The organism is Pseudomonas sp. Pseusp49, from assembly GCF_059491875.1.
This window is the reverse complement of record NZ_CP168514.1, coordinates 1,738,198-1,761,280: the sequence shown is the minus strand read 5'-3', so window position 1 is coordinate 1,761,280 and position 23,083 is coordinate 1,738,198. Positions and strand designations below refer to the sequence as shown.

The 23,083-nt window shown below is 61.1% G+C and carries 25 protein-coding genes and 1 riboswitch; of the genes, 5 read left to right on the top strand and 20 right to left on the bottom strand.

Annotated elements, in window-relative coordinates; all coding sequences use genetic code 11:
- Position 1: 1 nt before the first annotated feature.
- Both ACEN83_RS07845 and ACEN83_RS07840 read right to left on the bottom strand, forming a co-directional pair.
- A complete protein-coding gene (locus tag ACEN83_RS07845; protein WP_165824811.1) occupies positions 2-1,366 on the bottom strand; it encodes a DNA recombination protein RmuC in 1,365 nt (454 codons plus the stop codon).
- 175 nt (positions 1,367-1,541) lie between these two features.
- A complete protein-coding gene (locus tag ACEN83_RS07840; protein ID WP_015096151.1) occupies positions 1,542-1,865 on the bottom strand; it encodes an SEL1-like repeat protein in 324 nt (107 codons plus the stop codon).
- Positions 1,866-2,872: 1,007 nt separating this feature from the next.
- On the opposite strand from ACEN83_RS07840, the gene ACEN83_RS07835 reads away from it, so the two are divergent.
- The 3 genes from ACEN83_RS07835 to ACEN83_RS07825 all read left to right on the top strand — a co-directional run bounded on the left by ACEN83_RS07835 (position 2,873) and on the right by ACEN83_RS07825 (position 5,585).
- Positions 2,873-3,097 (top strand): hypothetical protein, encoded by a 225-nt coding sequence (locus ACEN83_RS07835; RefSeq protein ID WP_007898912.1) that lies wholly within the window; start codon positions 2,873-2,875, stop codon positions 3,095-3,097.
- 587 nt (positions 3,098-3,684) lie between these two features.
- Entirely contained in the window at positions 3,685-4,167 is a 483-nt protein-coding gene (locus ACEN83_RS07830) for a hypothetical protein (RefSeq protein ID WP_007977587.1), read from the top strand.
- Between the two features lie 146 nt (positions 4,168-4,313).
- Positions 4,314-5,585, top strand: a complete 1,272-nt coding sequence (locus ACEN83_RS07825) for an OmpP1/FadL family transporter (protein WP_495579929.1) — start codon at positions 4,314-4,316, stop codon at positions 5,583-5,585.
- 271 nt (positions 5,586-5,856) lie between these two features.
- On the opposite strand, the gene ACEN83_RS07820 is transcribed toward ACEN83_RS07825, so the two are convergent.
- The 14 genes from ACEN83_RS07820 to cobO form a co-directional block, all read right to left on the bottom strand.
- Positions 5,857-6,423: a glutathione peroxidase gene (locus ACEN83_RS07820; RefSeq protein ID WP_116582338.1), complete on the bottom strand. Its 567-nt coding sequence runs from the start codon at positions 6,421-6,423 to the stop codon at positions 5,857-5,859.
- A gap of 54 nt (positions 6,424-6,477) precedes the next feature.
- Positions 6,478-6,600 carry a hypothetical protein gene (locus ACEN83_RS07815; protein WP_495579928.1) on the bottom strand — a complete coding sequence of 41 codons (123 nt, stop codon included), beginning with the start codon at positions 6,598-6,600 and terminating at the stop codon, positions 6,478-6,480.
- Positions 6,597-7,805, bottom strand: a complete 1,209-nt coding sequence (locus tag ACEN83_RS07810) for an MFS transporter (protein WP_015096156.1) — start codon at positions 7,803-7,805, stop codon at positions 6,597-6,599. Before ACEN83_RS07810 ends, ACEN83_RS07815 begins: the two co-directional genes overlap by 4 nt.
- A gap of 52 nt (positions 7,806-7,857) precedes the next feature.
- Complete coding sequence (locus ACEN83_RS07805; RefSeq protein ID WP_046037619.1) at positions 7,858-8,262, bottom strand: MarR family winged helix-turn-helix transcriptional regulator; 405 nt, start codon at positions 8,260-8,262, stop codon at positions 7,858-7,860.
- Positions 8,263-8,462: 200 nt separating this feature from the next.
- A complete protein-coding gene (locus ACEN83_RS07800) occupies positions 8,463-9,194 on the bottom strand; it encodes an adenosylcobinamide-GDP ribazoletransferase (protein ID WP_495579927.1) in 732 nt (243 codons plus the stop codon).
- A 2-nt stretch (positions 9,195-9,196) separates the two neighbouring features.
- Positions 9,197-9,772: an alpha-ribazole phosphatase family protein gene (cobC, locus tag ACEN83_RS07795; RefSeq protein WP_495579926.1), complete on the bottom strand. Its 576-nt coding sequence runs from the start codon at positions 9,770-9,772 to the stop codon at positions 9,197-9,199.
- Positions 9,769-10,824, bottom strand: a complete 1,056-nt coding sequence (gene cobT / locus ACEN83_RS07790; protein ID WP_495579925.1) for a nicotinate-nucleotide--dimethylbenzimidazole phosphoribosyltransferase — start codon at positions 10,822-10,824, stop codon at positions 9,769-9,771. Before cobT ends, cobC begins: the two co-directional genes overlap by 4 nt.
- Positions 10,821-11,342 (bottom strand): bifunctional adenosylcobinamide kinase/adenosylcobinamide-phosphate guanylyltransferase, encoded by a 522-nt coding sequence (gene cobU / locus ACEN83_RS07785; protein WP_218475245.1) that lies wholly within the window; start codon positions 11,340-11,342, stop codon positions 10,821-10,823. Before cobU ends, cobT begins: the two co-directional genes overlap by 4 nt.
- A 122-nt stretch (positions 11,343-11,464) precedes the next feature.
- Positions 11,465-12,916 carry a cobyric acid synthase gene (locus ACEN83_RS07780; protein ID WP_495579924.1) on the bottom strand — a complete coding sequence of 484 codons (1,452 nt, stop codon included), beginning with the start codon at positions 12,914-12,916 and terminating at the stop codon, positions 11,465-11,467.
- Positions 12,913-13,905 carry a threonine-phosphate decarboxylase CobD gene (gene cobD / locus ACEN83_RS07775; RefSeq protein ID WP_495579923.1) on the bottom strand — a complete coding sequence of 331 codons (993 nt, stop codon included), beginning with the start codon at positions 13,903-13,905 and terminating at the stop codon, positions 12,913-12,915. The genes ACEN83_RS07780 and cobD overlap by 4 nt, the downstream gene beginning before the upstream one ends.
- Positions 13,898-14,806: an adenosylcobinamide-phosphate synthase CbiB gene (gene cbiB / locus ACEN83_RS07770; protein WP_007977557.1), complete on the bottom strand. Its 909-nt coding sequence runs from the start codon at positions 14,804-14,806 to the stop codon at positions 13,898-13,900. The genes cobD and cbiB overlap by 8 nt, the downstream gene beginning before the upstream one ends.
- Positions 14,803-15,453, bottom strand: coding sequence for a 5,6-dimethylbenzimidazole synthase (gene bluB / locus ACEN83_RS07765; RefSeq protein ID WP_495579922.1), 651 nt, complete (start codon positions 15,451-15,453; stop codon positions 14,803-14,805). The genes cbiB and bluB overlap by 4 nt, the downstream gene beginning before the upstream one ends.
- A complete protein-coding gene (locus tag ACEN83_RS07760; protein WP_495579921.1) occupies positions 15,450-16,850 on the bottom strand; it encodes a cobyrinic acid a,c-diamide synthase CobB in 1,401 nt (466 codons plus the stop codon). Before ACEN83_RS07760 ends, bluB begins: the two co-directional genes overlap by 4 nt.
- Positions 16,847-17,458, bottom strand: coding sequence for a cob(I)yrinic acid a,c-diamide adenosyltransferase (gene cobO / locus ACEN83_RS07755; RefSeq protein WP_007984541.1), 612 nt, complete (start codon positions 17,456-17,458; stop codon positions 16,847-16,849). Before cobO ends, ACEN83_RS07760 begins: the two co-directional genes overlap by 4 nt.
- Before the next feature lie 82 nt (positions 17,459-17,540).
- A riboswitch (cobalamin riboswitch) is annotated at positions 17,541-17,773 on the bottom strand.
- A 153-nt stretch (positions 17,774-17,926) separates the two neighbouring features.
- Here cobO and ACEN83_RS07750 point away from each other — a divergent pair.
- Both ACEN83_RS07750 and ACEN83_RS07745 read left to right on the top strand, forming a co-directional pair.
- Positions 17,927-18,511, top strand: coding sequence for a hypothetical protein (locus tag ACEN83_RS07750; protein ID WP_495579920.1), 585 nt, complete (start codon positions 17,927-17,929; stop codon positions 18,509-18,511).
- Between the two features lie 66 nt (positions 18,512-18,577).
- Positions 18,578-19,891 (top strand): PQQ-dependent sugar dehydrogenase, encoded by a 1,314-nt coding sequence (locus ACEN83_RS07745; protein ID WP_495579919.1) that lies wholly within the window; start codon positions 18,578-18,580, stop codon positions 19,889-19,891.
- Positions 19,892-20,031: 140 nt separating this feature from the next.
- On the opposite strand, the gene ACEN83_RS07740 is transcribed toward ACEN83_RS07745, so the two are convergent.
- The 4 genes from ACEN83_RS07740 to hda form a co-directional block, all read right to left on the bottom strand.
- On the bottom strand, positions 20,032-20,694 hold the full coding sequence (locus ACEN83_RS07740; protein WP_495579918.1) for a class I SAM-dependent methyltransferase: 663 nt from the start codon (positions 20,692-20,694) through the stop codon (positions 20,032-20,034).
- Positions 20,695-20,712: 18 nt separating this feature from the next.
- Entirely contained in the window at positions 20,713-21,249 is a 537-nt protein-coding gene (locus tag ACEN83_RS07735) for a C40 family peptidase (RefSeq protein ID WP_104449855.1), read from the bottom strand.
- A 165-nt stretch (positions 21,250-21,414) separates the two neighbouring features.
- Complete coding sequence (locus tag ACEN83_RS07730) at positions 21,415-22,047, bottom strand: C40 family peptidase (protein WP_057715813.1); 633 nt, start codon at positions 22,045-22,047, stop codon at positions 21,415-21,417.
- Between the two features lie 221 nt (positions 22,048-22,268).
- Positions 22,269-22,973 (bottom strand): DnaA regulatory inactivator Hda, encoded by a 705-nt coding sequence (gene hda, locus ACEN83_RS07725; protein ID WP_007898944.1) that lies wholly within the window; start codon positions 22,971-22,973, stop codon positions 22,269-22,271.
- Positions 22,974-23,083 lie beyond the last annotated feature (110 nt).

The window sequence follows — 23,083 nt, the reverse complement described above, 5'->3', positions numbered from 1 at the left end:
ACTACTCCGGCAACTCGACCAACCCATCGATATCGGTCATCGCCCGCTCCAGCAAATCCGCCGGCAGGCTCTTGCTCGCCCGTGCGCCCAGCAGCTTGAGTTGCTCACTGCGACTGACCAGGTTGCCACGCCCCTCTGTCAGCTTGTTGCGTGCCGAACTGTAAGCTTTGTCCAGTTGCTGCAGGCGATTGCCGACTTCGTCCAGATCCTGAATGAACAGCACGAACTTGTCGTACAGCCACCCGGCCCGCTCGGCGATTTCCCGGGCGTTCTGGCTCTGGCGCTCCTGTTTCCACAGACTGTCGATGACACGCAGGGTCGCCAATAACGTGGTGGGGCTGACGATCACGATGTTGCGGTCGAATGCCTCCTGAAACAGCGTCGGCTCAGCCTGCAACGCGGCAGAAAACGCCGCCTCGATCGGCACGAAGAGCAACACGAAATCCAGGCTGTGCAAGCCATCGAGGCGCTTGTAATCCTTGCCGGCCAGGCCTTTGACGTGATTGCGCAATGAAAGCACGTGCTGCTTGATGGCGATCTGGCCGATAGCCTCGTCTTCAGCCGCCACGTATTGCTGATAGGCCGTCAGGCTGACCTTGGAGTCGACCACCACCTGCTTGTCGCCCGGCAGGTAAATGATCACGTCCGGCTGGAAGCGCTCGCCGTCCGGTCCCTTGAGATTGACCTGGGTCTGGTACTCGCGGCCCTTCTCCAGCCCTGCATGCTCGAGCACACGTTCAAGGATCAGTTCGCCCCAATTGCCTTGGGTCTTCTGCCCTTTCAAGGCGCGGGTCAGGTTGGTGGCTTCGTCGCTCAAGCGCAAATTCAGCTGTTGCAGGCGCTCCAGTTCCTTGGCCAGGGAGAAACGCTCACGGGCCTCGTTCTGATAGCTTTCCTCGACACGCTTTTCGAAGGACTGGATGCGCTCCTTGAGCGGATCGAGCAACTGCCCCAGGCGCTGCTGGCTGGTTTCGGCAAAACGCTGCTCGCGCTCATCGAAAATCTTCCCCGCCAGCTCGGCAAACTGCGCGCGCAATTCGTCCCGCGAACCTTGCAGGTCTTCAAGGCGCTGCTGATGGCTGTCTTGTTGCTCGCGCAATTCGGCATTGAGCGACGCAGCCTGGGCATCCAGACGGCGCAGTTCGGCGTCTTTGCCGGCGCGCTCGATATTCCACGCATGGGCCGCATCCCGGGCGTCGTCGCGCTCGATCTGCAACAGTTCGACTTCACGACGCAATGCAGCCAGATCAGCCTGCTTGGCGGAGTTGGCCTGGGTCAGATCAGCGATTTCATCGCGGCTGGACTCCAGTTGTGCATTCAAGCCGTCCTGTGCCAGTTGCGCCATGGCCAGGCGCTCCTGCAGCAGTGCAACGTCTGCTTGCGTGGTGCTGGCCCGACGCTGAAGTTGCCAGGCCAATACCAGCAACGGCAACCCTGCCGCTGCCAGACCCAGCAATACGCTGGTCAAGTCCATTGCCATAGCCACTCCTGCCATTCGGGTAAAGCCTGAAGGTTAACCAAGGCGTCCGGTCTTGGACAGCTCAGTCTTCGATCAGCCCCAGTTCCTGTTGAGCGCGGCGATCGCCTGCGCGGGCGGCCTGACGCAACAGGTCCTGACCGATACGGCGGTCCCGGGCATTCCCGCATTCGCGGCACATCAACTGGCCAAGGCGACTTTGCGCAGCCACCACGCCCTCACGGGCCGGTTGCTTGAGCAGACGTCCGGCGATGTGTTTGACGTTGGGGTTTTCACCCAGATGCGGACTGTCCAACAGCCACTCTGCCACGCGCATGGAAAAGCGCTTGGTAGGGGCAACAGAGGGTGGTGTGGAGGTAGAGGAAACAGGGGCTGAGCGAAACTTCATAAAGCACTGTGGGGCAGATCGGAAGGCGCGCAACTTTACTCTCTTTTTCTTACAGGTAAAGCTGAAAATGTCCCGGCACGCCCGTCCTAGAGCAAGCGCTCGGGACAATCCACAGAAGCTGTGGATAACTCAGTGGACAACCGCCCTTGAACCCGCTCAAAGCCCTGTGGAATGGGGTTCGCAGTCAAACTGACGATTTTTTCACCAGTAAAAAAAAGCGATGTTTTTCATTGACTTAAATTTTGGTTACAGGCAGCCATTGCGCTTGAACGTGAGATGACAGCGGGGTGACAGACTCTGCAACTAATGTGCACAAGTGCCTTTGCGACGGTTATATCAACGCACTTTTTCGGCGCGTTTTTTGGTCATGCCTGGGGATAAGCCCTGGCAAACCCGTTTTTTAGACGGCTGCGTTGCTATCAACGTCGATGACCGATGGTCGGATTTTGTTGTGCTACAGGGCCTATCCATCGGAGGCAGCGCCGCTTCATACGCTGGTCTGCAAGGTAAAACAGCCCGACCGAGCCCCTTCGGGGAATCCTTTTTTGCTAACACACTTCCCTTATCAAGTTCAATCCGTTAGTATCCGCGGCGTTAGTACCAAGCTGAAAGTCAATTCTGGTCGAACAAATCCCCCCGGTCAGCCTTCCCGACGGAAGCCTCCACCGAACAAGCGGGATCGACCACCTCGATGGTTTCCAGGTAAATCTTGCGCCGACACGACCTTTGAATCGAAAGCAAAGGGTGTTGGTCCGCCTGCCTACTCTGCTCGAACCAACCTGCAAATTGATCAGGATCTTCACCCCGGGCCCAGAACCTTTGCCCTTGATGTGTTGCCTGCCCTCCTAAGTACCTACCTGCCAGCCCAAGCGCGCCAACTTATCAGCGCTTCAAACTGGCTGCTTTGTTCCAGTCGGGTTCTTCGTTCGATCAATGGTGATCGACGTTACTGGAACGTTTTAACGTTGCACGGTTCTTATCCGTGTCATTTGTAGGAACACCCAATAATGTCTACTCAAATCCACACTCAGGATGCCATTCGCACCCTAACCAACGCTTTTGCACCAATGAACTGCCTGATCATGGCCGCTCGCAAAGGCTGCTTCAGCTTCACCCTGGTCAACGAACACGGCATCGCTCGTCACAGCGAGCGCCTGTACCCCGATCAATACTCCAGCGCCGAACCGCTGCAGGCCGTGATCGAGCGTACCCGTCAGGCCCTGGTTGCCTGAAACGCCAGAAAGGCTGAAAAAACCGAAAGCCCTGCCCGAAAAGCAGGGCTTTTTTATTGGTTGCCCGGAGCAAGCTCGCTCCTATACAGCCCGCCGCGATCGGCCTCTCGAGGGGGCGTGCACCGCAAAAGCACCGCGAGGCGAGCTAACGCTCGGCCTCGTTTTTGTGGTGCACATGTTCCCCTGTAGGAGCTGCCGTAGGCTGCGATCTTTTGATCTTGATCTTCAGTAATCTGCAGATCGCAAAAGCAAAAGCAAAAGCAAAAGCAAAAGCAAAAGCAAAAGCAAAAGATCGCAGCCTTCGGCAGCTCCTACAGATATTTGGTTATCTGTGTTCCCCCCGGGATTCCGTGAAGAACCTTTTTCATTGCCCGATGTTTCCCCACCCTCGAGCCACGACTAAGCACGATCCGATATAAGGGTTATAACTGGTCGCTGGAAATATTTTAAAAACAGTCCTTTACAGCGCGAATATGACACTACACTTCAACTCAAGCGGCTTGACCCGCTTGCGGCGAGCCTGAGCCGATTCACAGCTGCCAAGCCCCCTTCAGGTATCGCCGTCCAATTCAGGTTTCGAGGGTTTTATGGGTATCGCTGCCAGCGAACTGTGCCGCTATGTGATTCGTCCGACGTTGATCTACCTCGGACGCCATAGCGCTACTGCCGAATCCCTGCTGCTGGGCATTGCCGCCAGCCAGTCAGCCCTTGGTTCCGCCCTGCATGACCGCCGCGGGCACGGCCTGTACCGCATCGCCGAGCCCCGCCACCAGGCACTTTGGGACCATTACCTGGCCCTTGATCCGGAGCGTGCAAGCCTGGTCCGCGGCCTGGCCAGCCAGCATGCGTTTCTAAGCGGCCCGCACCTCGAGTTGACCGTCAACCTGCGTTACGCCACAGCCATCGCCTGGCTGCTGGTGGAGGAACAGAATACCCCCCTCCCCTCCCCTGATGATTTGTTGGGCATGGCCAGGATCTGGCGCCAGACATTTCATCCCCAAGGGCGTCTGCGTGATTTCACCAGCGCCTGGCAAACCTGTGTTTCACCTCTGAATCAGGTAGCCTGCTGACTCTTCTGGATCCAAACATCGCGCAACAGGTGGTGATTTTGGTCTGATTGTCCTACAAAACCGCTCTAAATCAAGGCATACAGCCTATGGCGCCGGGACGAAAATGTTGGTAATTTTCGCCCCGGTGATCACCAGGAGTTCTAATAATGAAAAAAGTAATGCTCAAAACCACCCTTAGTCTCGCCGTTGCCATGGCATCCACCCAGATTTTCGCAAGTGGCTTTGCCCTCAACGAACAAAGCATCAGCGGGATGGGTACAGGTTTTGCCGGGCGATCTTCTGCTGCCGACGACGCATCCACCATTGCTGGCAACCCTGCCGGCATGTCCCGCATCAAGCGCGAACAAGTGACCGGCGGTGTTGCATTCATCGACGCGCACACTGACATCAGTGACGCCAGCTCCCGTCCGAACGGCGGTACCAACAAAGGTGACATGGTCCCTTTCATGGGCGTGCCGATGGGTTACTACGTCAAACCAATCGACGACCACTGGGCATTCGGTATCGGCGTGTACGCACCGTTCGGTCTGGTAACCGACTACGAAAACGGCTTTGCCGGTCGTTACTTCGGCAGCAAGAGCGAAGTTAAAATCGTCACTCTGCAACCGACTGTCAGCTACGCCTTCAACGACAAGGTGTCCATCGGTTTTGGCCCGACCATCAACCGCATTGACGGCACCCTGGAATCGAACCTGTCGATCACCCAGGCCGCGCCAGACGGCAAGGTCAAGATCGAAGGTGACGACACTGCACTGGGCTACAACATCGGCGTGCTGGTTCAAGCCACCGACAGCACCCGCGTCGGCCTGACCTACCACTCGAAAGTGAAGTACAAGCTCGAAGGCAACACCAAGGTCAACTACAACGTGCTGGGCTTGATCGGCCAGAATCCGAACCAGAAATACGACGCTTCGCTAGACCTGACCACACCTGAATCGGTGGACTTCTCGGTCACTCACCAGCTTGACGACAAGTGGACTCTGTACGCAGGCAGCACCTGGACCCGCTGGAGCCGCCTGAAAGAAATCACCGTTGAAAACTCAGGTGTTCCAGCCGTTCTGAATGGCCAGTTCGGTACCATCACCGAAGAACAGAACTGGCACGACACCTGGGCTCACGCCATCGGCGCGTCCTACCAGCTGAACAAGCAATGGGTACTGCGTACCGGCCTGTCTGTTGACCAGGCACCGACCAACAACGTCGACCGCTCTCCGCGCATCCCGACGGGCGATCGCAAGATTTTCAGCGTGGGCGCCGGCTGGAGTCCGACCGACGACCTGACCATCGACCTGGCGTATTCGTACCTGCGCGAAGAGTCGGTCAAGGTCAACAACAGCAACGACCGTGGCCAGACCTACAACGCCAAGTATGAAAACTACGCGAACGGTTTCGGTCTCGGTGCAACCTACCGCTTCTGATGATTCCCGGCGAGCCTGAACCGCTCGCCACCGGATTCAAAAAAGCCCCGCTCTCTTCACAGAGGCGGGGCTTTTTTGGTTCTTCACGGAATCCCGCGGAATACAGATTTCGTGTAGGAGCTGCCGAAGGCTCGGGCCGCGTTCGGACGATCTTTTGACCTTGATCTTGATCTTCAGCAATCTCCAGATCGCAAAAGCAAGATCAAAAGATCGCAGCCTTCGGCAGCTCCTACAAGGGAACGTGTGCACCACCAAACAACGAGGCCGAACGTCAGGGGGCAGAAGCAAGCGGTGGCGAAGCCAGGGCTTTTTCTACCGCGGCGATGAACTCGGGATCATCCGGCTTGGTCAGGCTGGAGAAACTGGCGATCACCTTGCCCTGGCGATCCACCACATACTTGTAGAAATTCCACTTCGGCGCACTGGTTTGACGGGCGAGGACTTTGAACAAGTGCGTCGCATCGTCGCCACGAACCTTTTGCGGTTCAGTCATGGTAAAAGTCACGCCGTAGTTGGCATAGCAGACTTTCGCCGTCTCGGCGCTATCCTTGGACTCCTGCTTGAAGTCGTTTGACGGCACACCGAGTATTTCCAGCCCTTGCCCCTTGTAGTGCTGATTGAGTGCCTCAAGGCCCTCGAACTGCGGTGCGAAGCCGCAGAAACTGGCGGTGTTGACCACTACCAGCGGTTTGTCGGCGTAACGCTGGCACAGGTCGATGGACTCCTTGGCCCGCAACTTCGGCAGCGAGCCCTGCAGCACCTCCGGGCAGTCAGCGGCCCAAGCCAGCCCGGACAACGTCATCAGCAACGCGGGAACAGCACACCAGCGCTTGAGCATCTCGAGCATCCTTGATAATTCGTCAAAAGCGACGTTACTCGCCCTCGCCGCTCACTAGCAAGCACCCATGCCCAACTGCATCAGCGCCAGCCCGCCCTGATGCCAGCCCCACCACGACAACGCCAGCAACAAGGCGCAGACGGCGGCTAGAGCGATGCGTGGCCAAAGGCTGTTCATGTCGCACTCATTTGAGTTTGCAGGCGTGCCACCGGCCGCTCACGCACCGGCCAGTTGAGGGCGGCGGCCAACAGGCTCAAGAGAATTGCCACTTGCCAGATCAAGTCATAACTCCCGGTTCGGTCATACACCACCCCGCCCAGCCAGCCGCCCAGGAATGAACCGAGCTGGTGAAACAGGAAAACAATCCCACCGAGCATGGACAGGTTTCGCACGCCGAACAAGGTCGCCACCGTACCGTTGGTCAACGGTACCGTCGACAGCCACAGGAAACCCATGGCCATGCCGAACAGGTAGGCCGTGGTGGTGGTCACCGGCGCCCACAGGAACAACGCAATGACCACCGCCCGCAGCAAATACAAACCGGTGAGCAAACGCGGCTTGGACATGCGCCCGCCGAGCCACCCGGCGGTATAGGTGCCGAAAATGTTGAACAGGCCGATCAGCGCCAGCACCGTGGTGCCGACCGTAGCCGGTAGATGCTGGTCCACCAGGTAGGCCGGCAAGTGCACACCGATGAACACCACCTGGAATCCGCAGACAAAAAAGCCGAACGCCAGCAACCAGAATCCGGAATGCGAGCAGGCTTCGCGCAGTGCTTCGCCAAGGGTTTGTTCGTGACCCAGGACGGGCAACGGTTTGTCCTTGAGCATGCTCACCAGCGGTACGATCAGCGCCACCAGCAAGCCCAGCGCGAGCAACGCCGCAGACCAGCCAAGCCATCCGATCAAACCGAGCGTGCCAGGCAACATCGCGAACTGGCCGAACGAGCCGGCAGCACTGGCGATCCCCATGCCCATGCTGCGCTTTTCCGGCGGTACTGCGCGGCCGACCACCCCCAGAATCACCGAGAACGACGTGCCGGACAGCCCGATGCCGATCAACAGGCCGGCGCTCAGGGACAGAGTCACTGCCGAGTCGGAGAGCCCCATGCAAATCAGCCCCGCTGCGTACAGGACGCCACCGATCAGCACCACTTTCGCCGCGCCGAAGCGATCGGCCAGCGCGCCGGTGAATGGCTGGGCGAGGCCCCAGATCAGGTTCTGCAAGGCGATGGCGAAGGCAAAGACTTCACGACCCCAGCCGAACTCGGCACTCATCGGCGCCAGAAACAGCCCGAAGCCATGTCGAACCCCCAGAGACAACGCAAGGATCAGCGCACTCCCCAACAGAACCCAACCGCACGTACGCCACATCGATGTCATTGTTGTTCTCCGGTAGCGGGTATATACCCGCTTATGCTCGGAAAAACCGGCATCACGCCAGTTCGTCCAGCAGCTTCAGTAAGGTTTCGCGCTTCTCGGCCCCCAGGCGATCGATCAAGCGCTGCTGTGCGGCTTCCCAGGCCGGCAAGGCAGCCTTGAGGCGCTCTGCCCCGGCCTCGGTCAGCAGGACAATGCGGTTGCGCATGTCCTCGCCCTCGACCAGCGTCACCAGGCCGTCACCCTCCAGCACCCGCAAATTGCGCCCCAAGGTGCTGCGATCCAGGCCCATGGCCTCGGCCAGGGTTGAAATGCTCGGCTGATCCAGACGCTGCAGATTGCACAGCAAAGAATACTGCGCAACGTTGATCCCGAAGCCGTCGAGAGCGCCGTCGTAATGCCTGCTGACGCCACGGGCGGCGCGACGCAGGTTGATGCATAAACATTGGGAATCGAGCATGGTGCGTGTATATACCCGCGAGCGTGTTAAATCAAGTTACATGGGTTTTGTTCAGTGATGGCGGTGTCACGAAGATCGCTTTCGCGAGCAAGCCCGCTCCCACAGAGATTTTCGGTGTGCTCACTGTTTTATCAACAAAACAGAAACCCTGTGGGAGCGGGCTTGCCCGCGAAGGGGCCAGAACATTCAATACAACCTCATCAGAACAGCGCCAAGCCTACCAGCACTGCAACTTCCAGCAACTCCAGCATTGCGCCCGCCGTGTCCCCCGTCGTGCCACCCAGGCGCCGCAGCATCACCTGCCGCAACCAGACAAACCCGAGAACCGCCAACACCACCGCCAGCACACCACTCAAACCGGCAATCAAAACACAAGCCAGTGCACTGACCGCCAACACCTGCCGGCCCGCCGAACGCGGAAGATGATCGGCCAATGCCTGCCCCAGGCCACCGGCACGCACATAGGGTGTGGTCAGGAACAATCCGAGCAACGCGCTGCGACCGATCAACGGCACGATGATCAATGCCAACGAATCCGGTTGCCCGATCAACGCCAGCAGCGCAGTGAACTTGAGCAACAACACCAGCACCAGCGTCACCACGGCGATCGGCCCGCTGCGCGGGTCTTTCATAATGGTCAGCGTACGCTCACGGTCGCCAAAACCGCCGAGCCAGGCGTCGGCGCTGTCCGCCAGGCCATCGAGATGCAACCCGCCGCTGAGCAGTACCCAAACACTCAGCAATAACGCCGCGTGCAGCAACGCCGGCGTGCCCTGCAACAGCCAGCTCACTGCCCACAGAATCACGCCAAAGAGCAATCCCACCAGCGGATAAAACAGCAGTGACCGCCCCAGTTCCCCAGGCTCAGGCATGCCGGGCAGGCGAATCGGCAGGCTGCTGAGAAATTGCAGGGCGATCCAGAATGGCAACATGGTCAGTGCACTTCCTTCAATAAACCAGCGGACTCCATCGTCAGCGAAAACAGTGCACCATGCCCGACTTCAACGTTGAGCAGTTGCTCTCGCGGCAGCCCCCGAGCGTGCGCCAGCAACAGGCGCATCACCCCGCCGTGGCTGATCAGCAGAATGCGCTCACCGGCACAGGTCGCGTGCAAACGCTCCAGCGCTGCCAGCACCCGTGTCGAAAAGTCCGCAACCGGCTCGCCCTGAGGCGGCGTGAACGAGTAAGGATCGGCCCAGAACAAGCCCAGCGCCTGCGCGTCGGTTTCCATCAACGCCGCCGCGCTTTGCCCTTCCCAGGCGCCGAAATGCAGCTCTTGCAGGTTTTTATCCAATTGCACCGGCACACCCAGTTGTGCACCGAGTTCCTCGGCAAACCGCGCACAACGCTGCAACGGCGAACTGACCAACCGGTCCCATGGCCCCTGCCCGACCACGGCGGCGCGCATCTGCGCCCAGCCCGTGTCGGTCAAGGCATCATCGATGCTGCCGCGCAGGCCACCGCCGAATTCGGTTTCACCGTGACGCAACAGATCCACGCGCAGGGTCATGCCGGACGATCTGCCACGGCGGCTTCGGCGAAAGTTGCCATTTGCCCGTGCAGGTCGCACGCCAGACGCAGCAGCGGCACAGCCAATGCCGCGCCACTGCCTTCGCCGAGCCGCAGACCAAGATCGAGCAAGGGTTGCGCATCCAGGGTTTCCAGCACATGACGATGCCCCGGCTCGGCACCGCGATGACCGAACAACAGCCACTGACGGCATTCAGGATTCAAGCGCACCGCGACCAGCGCAGCGACACTGCAGATGAAGCCGTCCACCAGCACCGCGACGCCTTCTTGAGCACAGGCAAGATAGGCACCGACCAGCGCGGCAATCTCGAAGCCACCGAGGTTGAACAGGGTCTGCATGGCATCGTCACGCTGTGCGCCATGCAATGCCAGGGCGCGCTCGATCACTCGGGCTTTGTGGCTGACACCTTCGGCGTTGAGTCCGGTGCCAGGCCCGGTCAAATGGCCCACCGGGCAATCGAGCAAGGCACAGGCCAGGGCGCTGGCGGCGGTGGTGTTGCCAATGCCCATTTCACCACCGATGAACAACTGCGCACCGCTGGCCATCGCCCGCTGCACGCTGTCACGGCCTGCCTGCAAAGCGAGTTGTCCCTGGGCTTCGGTCATGGCTGGCCCCTGTACGAAATTCGCCGTGCCCGGGCCGACGTTCAGATGACGCACACCCGGCAGGTTCAGCGACGGCGTCACCGTGCCAAGGTCCACCACCTCAAGGGAAGCGCCCAGTTGCCGCGCCAATACGCTGATCGCCGCACCGCCGCTGACGAAGTTGAGCAGCATCTGCCCGGTGACTTCCTGGGGATAGGCCGACACGCCCTCGGCGACGACGCCATGGTCGCCGGCAAATATCGCGATCCACACCTGTTCCAGACTCGGCTTGACCCGCCCCTGCAATCCCGCCAGTTGCACCGCCACCGATTCCAGCTGACCGAGGGAACCGGCCGGCTTGGTCAGTTGCTGTTGCCGCGCCCGGGACTGTTCGAGCGCTTGGGTATCGACCGGCCTGCACGGGTTCAGCCACCAGGATTGAGTCATAACGCAGTTCCTTTCAGAGTCAGGGGCAGGCCGGCGACGGTCAGGACGACACGCTGACAGCGCTCAGCCAGAGCTTGATGCAGCCAACCGGCTTCATCGACATAGCGGCGAGTCAATTCGCCCAGCGGCACGACACCCATTCCGGTCTCGTTGCTGACAAAAATGATTTCACCCGGCAACGATGCCAGGCAGTCCAGCAGGGCATCACGCTCGGCAGCCAGGCGCCCGGCATCGTCGAGCATCAGCAGGTTGGTCAGCCACAGGGTCAGGCAATCCACCAGCAGGCAGTGGTCGGCACGGGCGCTTTCACGCAGTACCCGGGCCAGTTCCAGCGGCTCTTCAATCAGTGCCCATTCGGCAGGACGACGGGCACGGTGATGGGCCACCCGCTCGCTCATTTCGCCATCCAGTGGCTGGCTGGTGGCGATGTAGGTCACGGTCAGGGCACTGTCGATGGCGAGTTTTTCAGCCAGGCGACTCTTGCCGGAGCGGGCGCCGCCGAGGATCAGTTGGAGCATGGTTACATCCTTTCAAATGGGCGGTGAGGCCACTTCAGTCTTCGCGAGCAAGCCCGCTCCCACATTGGAACGCGATCAACTGTGGGAGCGGGCTTGCTCGCGAAGAGGCCAGAGCTCTCACCTCAGATTCCACAGAGTTTCCGCAACAGCCCGGTATCCAGATGCTTCTCCACCAGATCCGCCAGCCGCTCGATATCGCGCTCGCGCAAGCCGTGATAATCCACGTCCTGCACCTCCTGCAAACCGGCCCAGCGCAACAGCGCGCTGCACGCCGCCGGCGATTCGAACAGCCCGTGCAGGTAGGTGCCGAAAACCTGCCCGTCCGCACTTTGCGCACCGTCGCAGCGGCCGTCATCCAGATGCACAGCGGCATTTTCCAGGGCGGCTCCGGTGGTCACGCCAGCATGGATTTCATAACCCGATACCGGCGCATCTTCCAGCGCCAGGCGACCGCGCACATTGCGCAGCTGTTTCTCTTGCTCGAGCCGGGTCTGGAACGCCAGCAGCCCCAAACCGGCACTGGAACCCGGCGCGCCCTCAAGTCCCAGCGGGTCATGCACCTGCTCACCGAGCATCTGCAGGCCGCCACAGATCCCCAGCAGTTTTCCGCCGTAACGCAGATGCCGGGCAATCGCGGTTTCCCAGCCGTTGGCCCGCAGGTACGCGAGGTCGCTGCGGACACTTTTCGAACCAGGAAGAATGATCAGGTCGGCGGGCGGAACCGCCTGGCCGGGCCCGATGAATTGCAGGTCCACCTGCGGATGCAGGCGCAGCGGATCGAAATCGGTGTGATTGCTGATGCGCGGCAGCACCGGCACCACGACTTTCAGCACCTGCTCGGCCTTATCGGTCTGGCGTTGATCGATGCCGTCCTCGGCCTCCAGGTGCAGGTCCATCACGTACGGCAGCACACCCATCACCGGTTTGCCGGTGCGTTCTTCAAGCCAGTCGAGACCGGGTTGCAGCAACGCGATGTCACCGCGAAAACGATTGATGATGAAGCCTTTGACCCGCGCCTGTTCGCTCGGCGACAGCAGTTCGAGGGTACCCACCAGATGGGCGAACACCCCGCCGCGATTGATATCGGCAATCAGCAACACCGGACAATCCACCGCTTCGGCGAAGCCCATGTTGGCGATGTCGCCGGCGCGCAAATTGATTTCCGCCGGCGAGCCTGCGCCTTCGACCATCACCAGCGGATAGGCCGCGCTCAAGCGCTCGTGGGAGGCCAGCACCGCCTGCATGGCGATGCTTTTGTAGTCGTGATAGGCGACGGCGTTCATGGTCGTGACGGCGCGGCCATGGATGATCACCTGGGCACCGGTGTCACTGTTGGGCTTGAGCAATACCGGATTCATGTCGGTGTGCGGTTCGAGGTGCGCGGCCTGGGCCTGAACCGCCTGGGCACGGCCAATCTCGCCGCCGTCGGCAGTCACCGCACTGTTGAGTGCCATGTTCTGCGGCTTGAACGGCACTACCCTGACGCCCTGACGCGTGGCCCAACGGCACAATGCAGTCACCAGCGTGCTTTTACCGGCATCCGACGTGGTGCCCTGCACCATCAGCGTGGTCATTGCTTTTCCTTGGCGAAATCTTCGAATGCCTGCGCCAGTCGCACCCAGGCGGCTTCGTCACCGGGCAGGCCGAATCGCAGGCTGCTGTTGTGCGTGAACAACCGCAGGAGAATGCCGCGCCGGGCCATGAACTCATGCAGTGCTTCGGCGCGCTCGGTGATCAGCCACTGGAACAGCGCACAGCCGCCCAGGGGCTCGAAGCCATTTTGCTGCAGCAACGACGCCAGGCGCTCGCTGGCCTCTTCGGTGCGCAGCCGTTGCCGCGTTTGCCCCTCGGTATCGCGCAGACAGGCCTGACCCACTACCCGGGTTGCCCCGCTCACGGCCCAGGGCCCCACTTGTTCTGCCAGCAACTTGAGCAACTTGCGCTCGGCCAGCACAAACCCCAGGCGCACACCGGCCAGGCCGAAGAACTTGCCGAAGGAGCGCAAGACGATCAGCCCGACTTGATGGGCAAACGGCGCCAGGCTCAGTTGCGGCGTGTTGTCCATGAACGCTTCGTCCACCACCAGCCAGCCACCGCGCTGGGCCAGTCGCGTGTGCCAGTCGAGCAGCCGACCGGGGGTGAGGCTCAGGCCCGTGGGGTTATTCGGATTGACCACCACCAGCACGTCGATGCTGTCGATGAAGAAGTCGACTTCCTGCTCCAGCACTTCCCGCACGATGTAGCCGTTGCGACGCCACGCTTCGGCGTGCTCGGCGTAGCACGGCGACAACACACCCACCTTGCCCGCCCGACGCAATCGCGGCAGCAGCTGGATCGCCATTTGCGAACCGGCCACCGGCAATGCCTGCAAGGTGCCGTAGTAATCACAGGCGGCCTGTTCCAGACCATCGTCCGCCTCCGGCAAACGGGCCCAGGCCCGCAGCGGAATATCCGGCACCGGGAACGGCCAGGGCGCAAGGCCCGTCGACAGGTCCAGCCAGTCGGCTTCATCTATGCCGTATTCGAGCGCCGCCCTGCGTAGTCGTCCACCGTGCTCAAGCATAAAATTCGGCCCCCAGGCAGAGAATCAGCAGCCATAACCATACCCCGCGCTGGACCAGTTGCCAGCCTTGGTCGATGGAGTCGGCGTCCGCAGGCACACCTTCGCCCAATTGCGGACGCTGGTGCAGTTCGCCGTGATAAATCGCCGCCCCGCCCAATTCGACGCCAAGGGCCCCCGCCCCTGCCGCCATCACCGGGCCGGCGTTCGGGCTGTCCCAGGTCGGGCCCTGGGTGCGCCAGCATTTCAACGCCAGCCGGGTTTTGCCCAGCAGCGCATAAGTCAGTGCCACCAGACGCGCCGGAATGTAATTGAGCACGTCGTCGATCTTCGCCGCCGCCCAGCCGAACCGTTCGAAACGCTCATTGCGATAGCCCCACATCGCATCCAGCGTATTGCTCAGTCGATAGAGCACCACGCCCGGCGCACCGGCCACGGCAAACCAGAACAACGCGGCGAACACCGCGTCGCTACCGTTTTCCAGCACCGACTCGGTGGCAGCACGGGCGACTTCGGTTTTATCCAGGTCACTGGTTTTACGGCTGACCAGATAACTCACACGCTTGCGCGCTTCATCCAGATCATCGCCGCGCAAGGCCTTGGCCACCGGCGTGACGTGTTCACCGAGGCTGCGCATGCCGAGGGCGCAATAGAGCGCGAGAATCTCGACGATCCAGCCAACGTAAGGCGCCCAGGAGAATGCCGTGACCAACAGCACCAGCGGCAGCACGGCGATCACCCACGCGGTGACGCCATGGCTGCGCCAGCCGCGACCGCCGCCGTTGAAACGTTGCTCGATGCGATCGGCAAAACGGCCGAACGCCACCAGCGGATGCCAGCGTTTGGGTTCGCCCAGCAGCGCATCCAGCGCAACCGCGGCGACACTCAACAACGCCACACTCATTGACTCACTCCCCAATAGTTCTCATACAACAATTCATGCAGCGGACGCGCCTGCGCCCAGCCTTCGAGCACCAGCATCGGTGCCGGGTAGAACGTCTTCACCGGTCCCAGGCACAGCACCGCCAGCGGTTTGGCTCCCGGCGGCAACCTCAGCAGGTCCGCCAGTGCCTGGGGTTCGAACAGCGACACCCAACCCATCCCCAGCCCTTCGGCGCGGGACGCGAGCCACAGGTTCTGGATGGCACAGGACAGCGAGGCCATGTCCATTTCCGGCAAGGTGCGGCGGCCGAAGATATGTTGCTCGCGGTCGTCCATCAGTGCGGCGACCAGCACTTCGGCGCAATCGTTGATGCCTTCCACCTTGAGCTTCATGAACTCGTCGCTGCGCTCGCCGAGGGCTTCGGCGGTGCGGATGCGCTCCTCCTCCACGAGCCCCTGGATTTGTCCGCGCAAGGCGCGATCACTGATGCGGATGAAGCGCCAGGGCTGCATCAGGCCGACACTGGGTGCCTGGTGCGCAGCCTCGAGCAGGCGCTGGAGCAACTCGGGCTCGACGCTGCCACCACTGAAGTGGCGCATGTCGCGGCGCTCGCCGATGGCGCGGTAGACCGCTGCGCGTTCGGCTTCGGTGAATGCGTTGTCGGTCATGGCCTCTTCGCGGGCAAGCCCGCTCCCACCAGGGATTGCATTTCTACAGGCATTACACCGCCCACTGTGGGAGCTGGCTTGCCAGCGATGGCGGTTTCAAGGCCGGGCGCAAACAAGGCAGCAATCGCCGATGGATTGGACGGAAAATAAAAGTGCACGTAAGAGGCAGTCATCCGCCCCACACGATAAACCGCCTCCGCTCCGCGCCCGCCGTTAGGGCTCACGCCTCGAGCAATCGGCACCAGCTCCGTGCTGGTCAGCGAATGGTGATAGGTGTGCCCGCGCAGCGAACCTTCCGGCAGTTCCACCGCTTGCAGCGCCAGCGCCGCCAGACGCTTTTGCATGACCGCATCACCGGCCAGCAAGCCCGCCAGCTCGGCACGAGTGCCCTCGACATCGGTCAGGGAGTCGAGCAGATACAGCATGCCGCCACACTCGGCGAGCAAGGGTTTGCCCGCGCGGTGGTGGGCGCGGATCGCCTCGAGCATCGCCGTGTTTTGCGCCAGCGCGACATGGTGCAGCTCCGGGTAACCGCCCGGCAGATACAGGCTGTCCGCCTCCGGCAATTGGCGGTCGCGGATCGGCGAGAAGAACGACAGTTCAGCGCCCATCGCCCGCAGTAAATCCAGGCTCGCACCGTAGGTGAATGCAAAGGCCTCATCACGGGCCACAGCAATGCGCACACCGGCCAGTAGCGGCTCGGCAGCAATGGCATCCGGTGCGGCGAACTCGACTGCCGGTGGCAGCGCGACCTCGCAACTGCTGGCCAGGGCGTCGGCTGCCGCATCGAGGCGCAGGTCGAGATCGTTCAGTTCACTGGCTTGCACCAGCCCCAGGTGTCGGCTCGGCAGTTCAATTCCGGTTTCCCGGGACAGCGCGCCGTACCAGCGCAATCCTTCAGTCAGGCTGCCTTCGAGCAATTGCGCGTGGCGCAGCGTGCCGACGCGATTGGCCAGCACGCCAGCGAACGGCAAGTCCGGCTGATAACGCGCCAGTCCCAGGGCCAGTGCGCCGAAGGTCTGGGCCATGGCGGTGCCGTCGATTACACCCAGCACCGGCACACCAAAATGCCGCGCCAGATCGGCGCTCGACGGCGTACCGTCGAACAGCCCCATGACGCCTTCGATCAGGATCAGGTCGGCTTCAGCGGCGGCTTCCCACAGCAACCGGCGACTCTCCTGCTCACCGACCATCCACATGTCCAGTTGATACACCGGCGCACCGCTGGCACGCTCGAGGATCATCGGATCGAGAAAGTCAGGGCCACACTTGAACACGCGGACCTTGCGCCCCTGATTGCGATGCAATCGGGCCAGCGCCGCGGTGACGGTGGTCTTGCCCTGGCCGGAGGCCGGCGCGGCAATCAGTACCGCCGGGCAATGACGAGGCTGGCTCACAGCTCGACGCCTTTCTGCGCTTTGATCCCGGCCTGGAACGCGTGCTTGATCATGCCCATTTCGGTGACCGTGTCGGCCATCTCGATCATTTCCGGCTTGGCAGCACGCCCGGTGACCACCACGTGTTGCATCGGCGGCCGGGCCTGCAAGTCGCTGAGCACCTGATCGAGATCGAGGTAGCCGTGCTTGAGGGCGATGTTCAGCTCATCCAGCACCACCAGGCCGATGGACGGATCGCGCAGCAGTTCCCGGGACACCGCCCACGCCGCTTCGGCGGCAGCGATGTCGCGCTGACGGTCCTGGGTTTCCCAGGTGAACCCTTCGCCCATCACATGAAAACGCACCTGCTCGGGAAAGCGCCGGAAGAACAACTCTTCGCCGGTACTGTTACGGCCCTTGATGAACTGCACCACGCCGCATTGCATGCCGTGCCCCATGGCGCGGGCGAGCATGCCGAAGGCCGAACTGCTCTTGCCCTTACCGTTGCCGGTCAGCACCAGCAACAGACCACACTCGTTCGGGGAATTGGCGATGCGCTCGTCGATCACGGCTTTTTTGCGCTGCATGCGCGCCAGGTGGCGTTCGTCACGATCGGGGGTATCAGTCATGGGGGAGCTCTCCGCTGAGGCAGGAATAACGGCGGGCAGGCACAGCAATAGAAGGCAACAAGCCTGGCATCGCCCACCGTGATGCCGCTGGATGAATCAGGCCGGTCTCCGGGCTCATGAGTGGCGCGAAGCCAGACTGCGCGCCTTCCCGCATCGAATCGACACAGTGGCATCAGACACAGTTTTCACTCATTTACCGTTGCGGGGGCAGCGCCGGAATTGCGGTTCTTCGACCAACGAAAGAACTCGCTCACCGGCTTCCCTGTTTCACTCTGTCGACCCAAGTCACAGAGCACCTGAAACAAGCCGCGAAGGTTAGAGGGTTGGGGGTGGAGCGTCAATTAAAGCCGGGAGGCCATCCGCCGAATAACGGTCGCCAAGCAAAAAACTGACGTCAATCTTGTGCCTCGCTCTCAGCAGTGATATCAAAGAGCCATAACCTCACAACACAATAATAAGGGTGAGCCCATGCAAGGCATGATCATCAGCAATCCAAAGCTGGAATTCCTGCGTCCTGTGCTCGAGCGCTGGTTCGAATGCATCGACCGCTACAACGCCGTCCGCGGTGATGGCGACACCCCCTACTGGCACGACGAAAAAGCCAATCTCGGGCTGCTGTCGGCCGCCGCCTGGATGGCCGAGATGGTCACACTGCAACAGACGCCTACCCGCAAGCAGGCCGAAGAAGGCGAACGCAACAGCCGCGCCGACCTGTTCCTCGCCTCGCCCGAAATCCGCGCCTACATCCAGACCAGCCAGCGCTGGCCACGGGTCAACAGCCTCAATCTGACCCAGGCCCTGCTCGACATCGCCAGCGATGCGAAGCGCCTGAGCCACGCCAGCGACCTGAAACTCGGCTGCCTGTTCGTCGCCCCGCAAAAAGCCCAGCAAGGCGCGACACCGGAAGAACTCCAGGACATGGTCGACGACCTGCAAAAGGAACACACCTGCGCGGTCGCCTGGTACTTCCCGTATGCCTACCGCAAGTTGCGCAATGAAGCCGGCAACTATCACCCCGGCATCGCGGTGCTGTTCAAGGAAGCACGCGGCTAGAGGTTGAACCATTGGACGACGACGCGTCTCTATGATTAGAACAAGGCACTCATAGGGAACACCCGTATGCGCACGCCCCCGCTCGTTCTCGTTATCGCGATCTGCGGAGGGCTCGCCGGTTGCAGTGAGACCGCCGGCCTGCAAGTCTCCGACGGCACCGGCCCCTCTCCTCAACTGCCGCCCCCCAACAAAACCCTGCTCCCGACTGTGAACATCGCCCCGGCCATCGGCTGGCCACAGGGCGCGAAACCCGTCGCCGCCGCGGGCACTCAAGTGGCCGCTTTTGCCGAAGGCCTGGATCACCCCCGCTGGCTTTATGTGCTGCCCAACGGCGACGTTCTGGTGGCGGAAACCAACGCGCCACCCAAACCCGAAGACGGCAAAGGCATTCGCGGCTGGGTCATGAAGAAAGTCATGGGACGCGCCGGAGCTCGCGTGCCCAGCGCGAACCGCATCACCTTGCTGCGTGACAAGAACCACGATGGCGTCGCGGAAACCCGCACGGTGTTTCTGCAAAACCTCAACTCGCCCTTTGGCATGACGTTGGTCGGCAATGACCTGTATGTGGCCGACACGGACAGCCTGCTGCGATTCCATTATGAAAACGGCGATACATCGATCAACTCGCCGCCGGTCAAAGTGGTCGACCTGCCGGGTGGTCCGCTGAACCACCACTGGACCAAAAACGTCATCGCCAGCAAGGACGGCCGCAAGCTCTACGTCACCGTGGGCTCCAACAGCAACGTCGCGGAAAACGGCATGGACAAGGAAGAAGGTCGCGCAGCGATCTGGGAAGTGGACCGTGCCACCGGCCAGCACCGGATCTTCGCCGCCGGCCTGCGCAACCCCAACGGCATGGCCTGGGAACCGCGCAGTGGCGCGCTGTGGACCGCGGTCAACGAGCGGGATGAAATCGGCAGCGACCTGGTCCCGGACTACATCACCTCAGTGAAGGACGGCGCATTCTATGGCTGGCCGTACAGCTACTACGGCCAGCATGTCGATATTCGCGTCGAGCCGCAAAACCCCGACCTGGTGGCCAAGGCCATCGCTCCGGACTATGCCGTCGGCCCACACACGGCATCACTGGGCCTGACCTTCGCTGAAAACAGCAAGCTGCCGCCGCCCTTCACCCAAGGGGCCTTCATCGGGCAGCACGGCTCCTGGAACCGTAACCCCCACAGTGGCTACAAAGTGATTTTCGTGCCGTTCAGCGCAGGCAAACCTGCGGGACAACCGATTGAAGTGCTCAGCGGTTTTCTCAACGAAAAGGAAGAAGCCATGGGCCGCCCGGTGGGCGTGGTGATCGATCGGCAGGGCGATCTGCTGGTGGCTGATGATGTGGGGAACAAGGTGTGGCGGGTGTCGGCAGTGAAATAAATTCCAACTGCCAACATATTCCCCTCTGGGAGCGGCGGTGCGGCGATCCGACTTGCTCGCGAATGCAGGCTGTCAGTCGACTGATGTTTTGACTGATACACCGCCTTCGCGAGCAAGCCCGCTCCCACAGGGTTCAGGGTTCAGCGCTTGCGACAGAGTGTGAGCCCGTCCCCCAACGGCAACAACGACAGATCCACCCGCACATCATTCTTCAACGCCAGGTTGAGCGCCTGGATCGCCCGGGTGTCCGCGCTCTCGGGGCTGGTCTCAAGCACACGCCCGCTCCACAGGGTGTTGTCGAACACCGCCAGCCCACCGACCCGCAGCAAACGCAGGGCATGCTCCAGATAACTCGGGTAGTTGGCCTTGTCGGCATCGATGAACACCAGGTCGAACTGCTCGCCCTGACCTTGCCGCTCAAGCTCGGCGAGGGTTTCCAGTGCGGGTGCCAGGCGCAGGTCGATCCGCCCGGTGAGCCCCGCTTCCTGCCAGTAGCGCCGTGCAATGGCGTTGTAGTCGCCGGGGATATCACAGCACATCAGCGAACCGTCAGCCGGCAATGCAGCCGCCATGCACAGCGCGCTGTATCCGGTGAACGTACCGACTTCGAGCAAGCGTCTGGCGCCGGTCAGCTTCACCAGCAACGCAAGAAACTGCCCCTGCTCCGGCGCCACCTGCCAGCGCGCCATCGGCAGCGCCTGGGTCTCATCGCGCAAGCGCTTGAGCAGTGGCGTTTCACGCAGGGAAACATCGAGCAGGTATTGATAAAGGGCGTCGTCGAGATTCAGCGTGCGAGCAGTCATGAGCAGCAGCTCCGGACGTTACGGGTTGCGCGCCAGATGTTCGGGCTGCAGAACACGCTTGGCGCTCAGGTAAGCCTTTTGCCAATAAGCCTTGGACAGACTGTCGAGCTTCACGGTGCCGCCGGTGGCCGGTGCATGGACGAAACGCCCTTCTCCCACGTAGATCCCGGCATGACTGACCTGGGAACCGCCATTGGTGGCGAAGAAAAGCAGGTCACCGGTTTGCAGGCCTTCCTTGCCGACATTCGCCGCTTGCATGGAGATCATCTCGCGAGTCGTGCGCGGCAAGGCAATACCGGCGACATCGCGATACACATAGGCGATCAGGCCGCTGCAATCAAATCCGGAATCCGGCGTGTTGCCACCCCAGCGATAAGGCGTACCCACCAGGCCGAGCGCGCGAAACAGCACGTCTTCCGCTTCGGGCGAAAAAGCTTGTGGGGAACCAAATACGATGGGCGCGCGAACCACCGGCGCAGGAGGCGGTGTGCGACTGGCGCAGGCACTGAGCAGCGCTGCGAAGAACATGATTGCGAGGCGGGCCGACGTCGTCATAAGCAGAACATCCTGATCTGGCTGCGGCTTTTTCTGCGGGGAGCGCAGAAAAGAAAACCGCCTGCGTTGGACGCAGGCGGTTTGCCATCATTTGTAGATCAAGATTCTAGCGGCTACGCGACAAACTTCAAGTAAGACTTTAAGTTCGCCTTACAAAATGTCCGCTTATTTACGTGCAGTGACGATTGGCGACGCGTTAGGTGCCATCGCCAGGGCGCGCTTGGCCTCGATGAAGGTCTTGCTCCAGTAGCTGTCGCCCAGGCTATCGATGCGCACACCACCGCTGCGGCGGCTGCTGGAGTGGATGAACTGGTTGTCACCCAGGTAGATCCCGGCATGACTGACGCGACCACGACGACCGTTGGTTGCGAAGAACAGCAGATCGCCCGGCTCAAGCTTGCTGCGCGAGACCAGCGGAGCGTCCACGTTGATCATTTCGCGGGTGGAGCGTGGCAGGTTCATGCCCGCTTCTTCGCGGAACAGGTAACCGATGAAACCGCTGCAATCGAAGCCGGCTTCAGAAGTGCCGCCGAAACGGTAACGGGTACCGATCAGGGACATGCCGCGTTCGAGGATGCTGTCGGCCAGGACCGGAAGCTGGTAGGACTTGCCGCCAGCGAAGTCTGCGAGTTCTTTTTCGGTGGCCAGCTCTTCCTGAAAGAGAGCGGAAGACTGGGCAGTGGCCGAGTTTTGAACCTGCTGTTGCGGCGCTTGCTGGGCCACTGGCGTGTGGGCAGCGCAACCGAACAACAGGGTGACGAGTGCGAGAGGCACGAGGGGTGCGAAGCGATTTAGCATGGGCACGACCGTGGCTGAAGTTGTAAAGAAGTCGAGACTATGCCCGCTATCGACCTCATTTGCAAATTCAATCAATCTTTTTGTGACTTATTGGTTTCTCGTTTACATCTAAGCGCTTAAGCCCATTTTAAACATGCACGCGGCCTGCAACCTTGCAGGAAAGCGGAATTTCTGGCGCCTGAAATATGCCGAAACGGCTGTAAGCCCCGGTTTCAGAGGGTCTACCAGCCGAGGGTTTCTTTCAAAAACGGGATTGTCAGCTTGCGCTGAGCCTGGAGGGAGGCCTGATCGAGACGCTCAAGCAGCTCGAACAACGCACTCATGCTGCGGGTACCGCGAGTCAGGATGAAATGCCCGACCTCATCGGTCAGGTGCAGTCCGCGGCGGGAGGCGCGCAATTGCAAGGCACGCAATTTGTCCTCGTCGGACAGTGGGCGCATCTGGAAGATCAAGGCCAGGGTCAGGCGCGACTTGAGGTCCGCCAGCTTCACCGGCAACTCGCGCGGGGATGTCGACGCGGCAATCAGCAGGCGCCGGCCGCTGTCGCGCAGGCGATTGAACAGATGGAACAGCGCTTCTTCCCAGTCCGCCTTGCCGGCAACCGCCTGCAAGTCATCGAGACAGACCAGTTCGTACTGCTCAAGGTTATCGAGAATCTCGATCCCGCGATCGAGCAACTCGGCCAGCGGCAGATACACCGCAGGCTCTCCCAATTGCTCGAAGCGCAGGCAGGCAGCCTGCAACAGGTGCGTACGCCCTACCCCATCCTTGCCCCAAAGGTAGATCAGGCTTTCGGTCCAGCCGGCGTCGGCTTCGCATAGCCGCTCGACATAGCCGAGTGCAGCGGCATTGGCGCCTGGGTAGTAGTTGATAAAGGTGGCGTCGTCACGCAGACGCACACCTAGGGGCAACTGAATCGGTTTCATGCTGACTGAACAGTTCCAAAGGAACCGTTAGTGGCCTCTGTGTAAAGTTTGCGAAGTTTATACCCGTGAAGCGGGCCGCACAATGCGATAGACCACAAGCAAAATCAAAG

What these genes read in the sequence shown, in the direction of transcription:
- ACEN83_RS07835 (WP_007898912.1), top strand. Translation starts at nt 2,873, where the DNA reads ATGTCTACTCAAATCCACACTCAGGATGCCATTCGCACCCTAACCAAC.
- ACEN83_RS07805 (WP_046037619.1), bottom strand. Translation starts at nt 8,262, where the DNA reads ATGCTCGATTCCCAATGTTTATGCATCAACCTGCGTCGCGCCGCCCGT.
- ACEN83_RS07780 (WP_495579924.1), bottom strand. Translation starts at nt 12,916, where the DNA reads ATGACCACGCTGATGGTGCAGGGCACCACGTCGGATGCCGGTAAAAGC.
- ACEN83_RS07825 (WP_495579929.1), top strand. Translation starts at nt 4,314, where the DNA reads ATGAAAAAAGTAATGCTCAAAACCACCCTTAGTCTCGCCGTTGCCATG.
- cobO (WP_007984541.1), bottom strand. Translation starts at nt 17,458, where the DNA reads ATGACTGATACCCCCGATCGTGACGAACGCCACCTGGCGCGCATGCAG.
- ACEN83_RS07735 (WP_104449855.1), bottom strand. Translation starts at nt 21,249, where the DNA reads ATGACGACGTCGGCCCGCCTCGCAATCATGTTCTTCGCAGCGCTGCTC.
- cobD (WP_495579923.1), bottom strand. Translation starts at nt 13,905, where the DNA reads ATGCTTGAGCACGGTGGACGACTACGCAGGGCGGCGCTCGAATACGGC.
- cbiB (WP_007977557.1), bottom strand. Translation starts at nt 14,806, where the DNA reads ATGAGTGTGGCGTTGTTGAGTGTCGCCGCGGTTGCGCTGGATGCGCTG.
- ACEN83_RS07840 (WP_015096151.1), bottom strand. Translation starts at nt 1,865, where the DNA reads ATGAAGTTTCGCTCAGCCCCTGTTTCCTCTACCTCCACACCACCCTCT.
- ACEN83_RS07745 (WP_495579919.1), top strand. Translation starts at nt 18,578, where the DNA reads ATGCGCACGCCCCCGCTCGTTCTCGTTATCGCGATCTGCGGAGGGCTC.
- bluB (WP_495579922.1), bottom strand. Translation starts at nt 15,453, where the DNA reads ATGACCGACAACGCATTCACCGAAGCCGAACGCGCAGCGGTCTACCGC.
- hda (WP_007898944.1), bottom strand. Translation starts at nt 22,973, where the DNA reads ATGAAACCGATTCAGTTGCCCCTAGGTGTGCGTCTGCGTGACGACGCC.
- cobU (WP_218475245.1), bottom strand. Translation starts at nt 11,342, where the DNA reads ATGCTCCAACTGATCCTCGGCGGCGCCCGCTCCGGCAAGAGTCGCCTG.
- cobC (WP_495579926.1), bottom strand. Translation starts at nt 9,772, where the DNA reads ATGACCCTGCGCGTGGATCTGTTGCGTCACGGTGAAACCGAATTCGGC.
- cobT (WP_495579925.1), bottom strand. Translation starts at nt 10,824, where the DNA reads ATGACTCAATCCTGGTGGCTGAACCCGTGCAGGCCGGTCGATACCCAA.
- ACEN83_RS07740 (WP_495579918.1), bottom strand. Translation starts at nt 20,694, where the DNA reads ATGACTGCTCGCACGCTGAATCTCGACGACGCCCTTTATCAATACCTG.
- ACEN83_RS07815 (WP_495579928.1), bottom strand. Translation starts at nt 6,600, where the DNA reads ATGAACAGCCTTTGGCCACGCATCGCTCTAGCCGCCGTCTGCGCCTTG.
- ACEN83_RS07730 (WP_057715813.1), bottom strand. Translation starts at nt 22,047, where the DNA reads ATGCTAAATCGCTTCGCACCCCTCGTGCCTCTCGCACTCGTCACCCTG.
- ACEN83_RS07820 (WP_116582338.1), bottom strand. Translation starts at nt 6,423, where the DNA reads ATGCTCAAGCGCTGGTGTGCTGTTCCCGCGTTGCTGATGACGTTGTCC.
- ACEN83_RS07800 (WP_495579927.1), bottom strand. Translation starts at nt 9,194, where the DNA reads ATGTTGCCATTCTGGATCGCCCTGCAATTTCTCAGCAGCCTGCCGATT.
- ACEN83_RS07750 (WP_495579920.1), top strand. Translation starts at nt 17,927, where the DNA reads ATGCAAGGCATGATCATCAGCAATCCAAAGCTGGAATTCCTGCGTCCT.
- ACEN83_RS07830 (WP_007977587.1), top strand. Translation starts at nt 3,685, where the DNA reads ATGGGTATCGCTGCCAGCGAACTGTGCCGCTATGTGATTCGTCCGACG.
- ACEN83_RS07810 (WP_015096156.1), bottom strand. Translation starts at nt 7,805, where the DNA reads ATGACATCGATGTGGCGTACGTGCGGTTGGGTTCTGTTGGGGAGTGCG.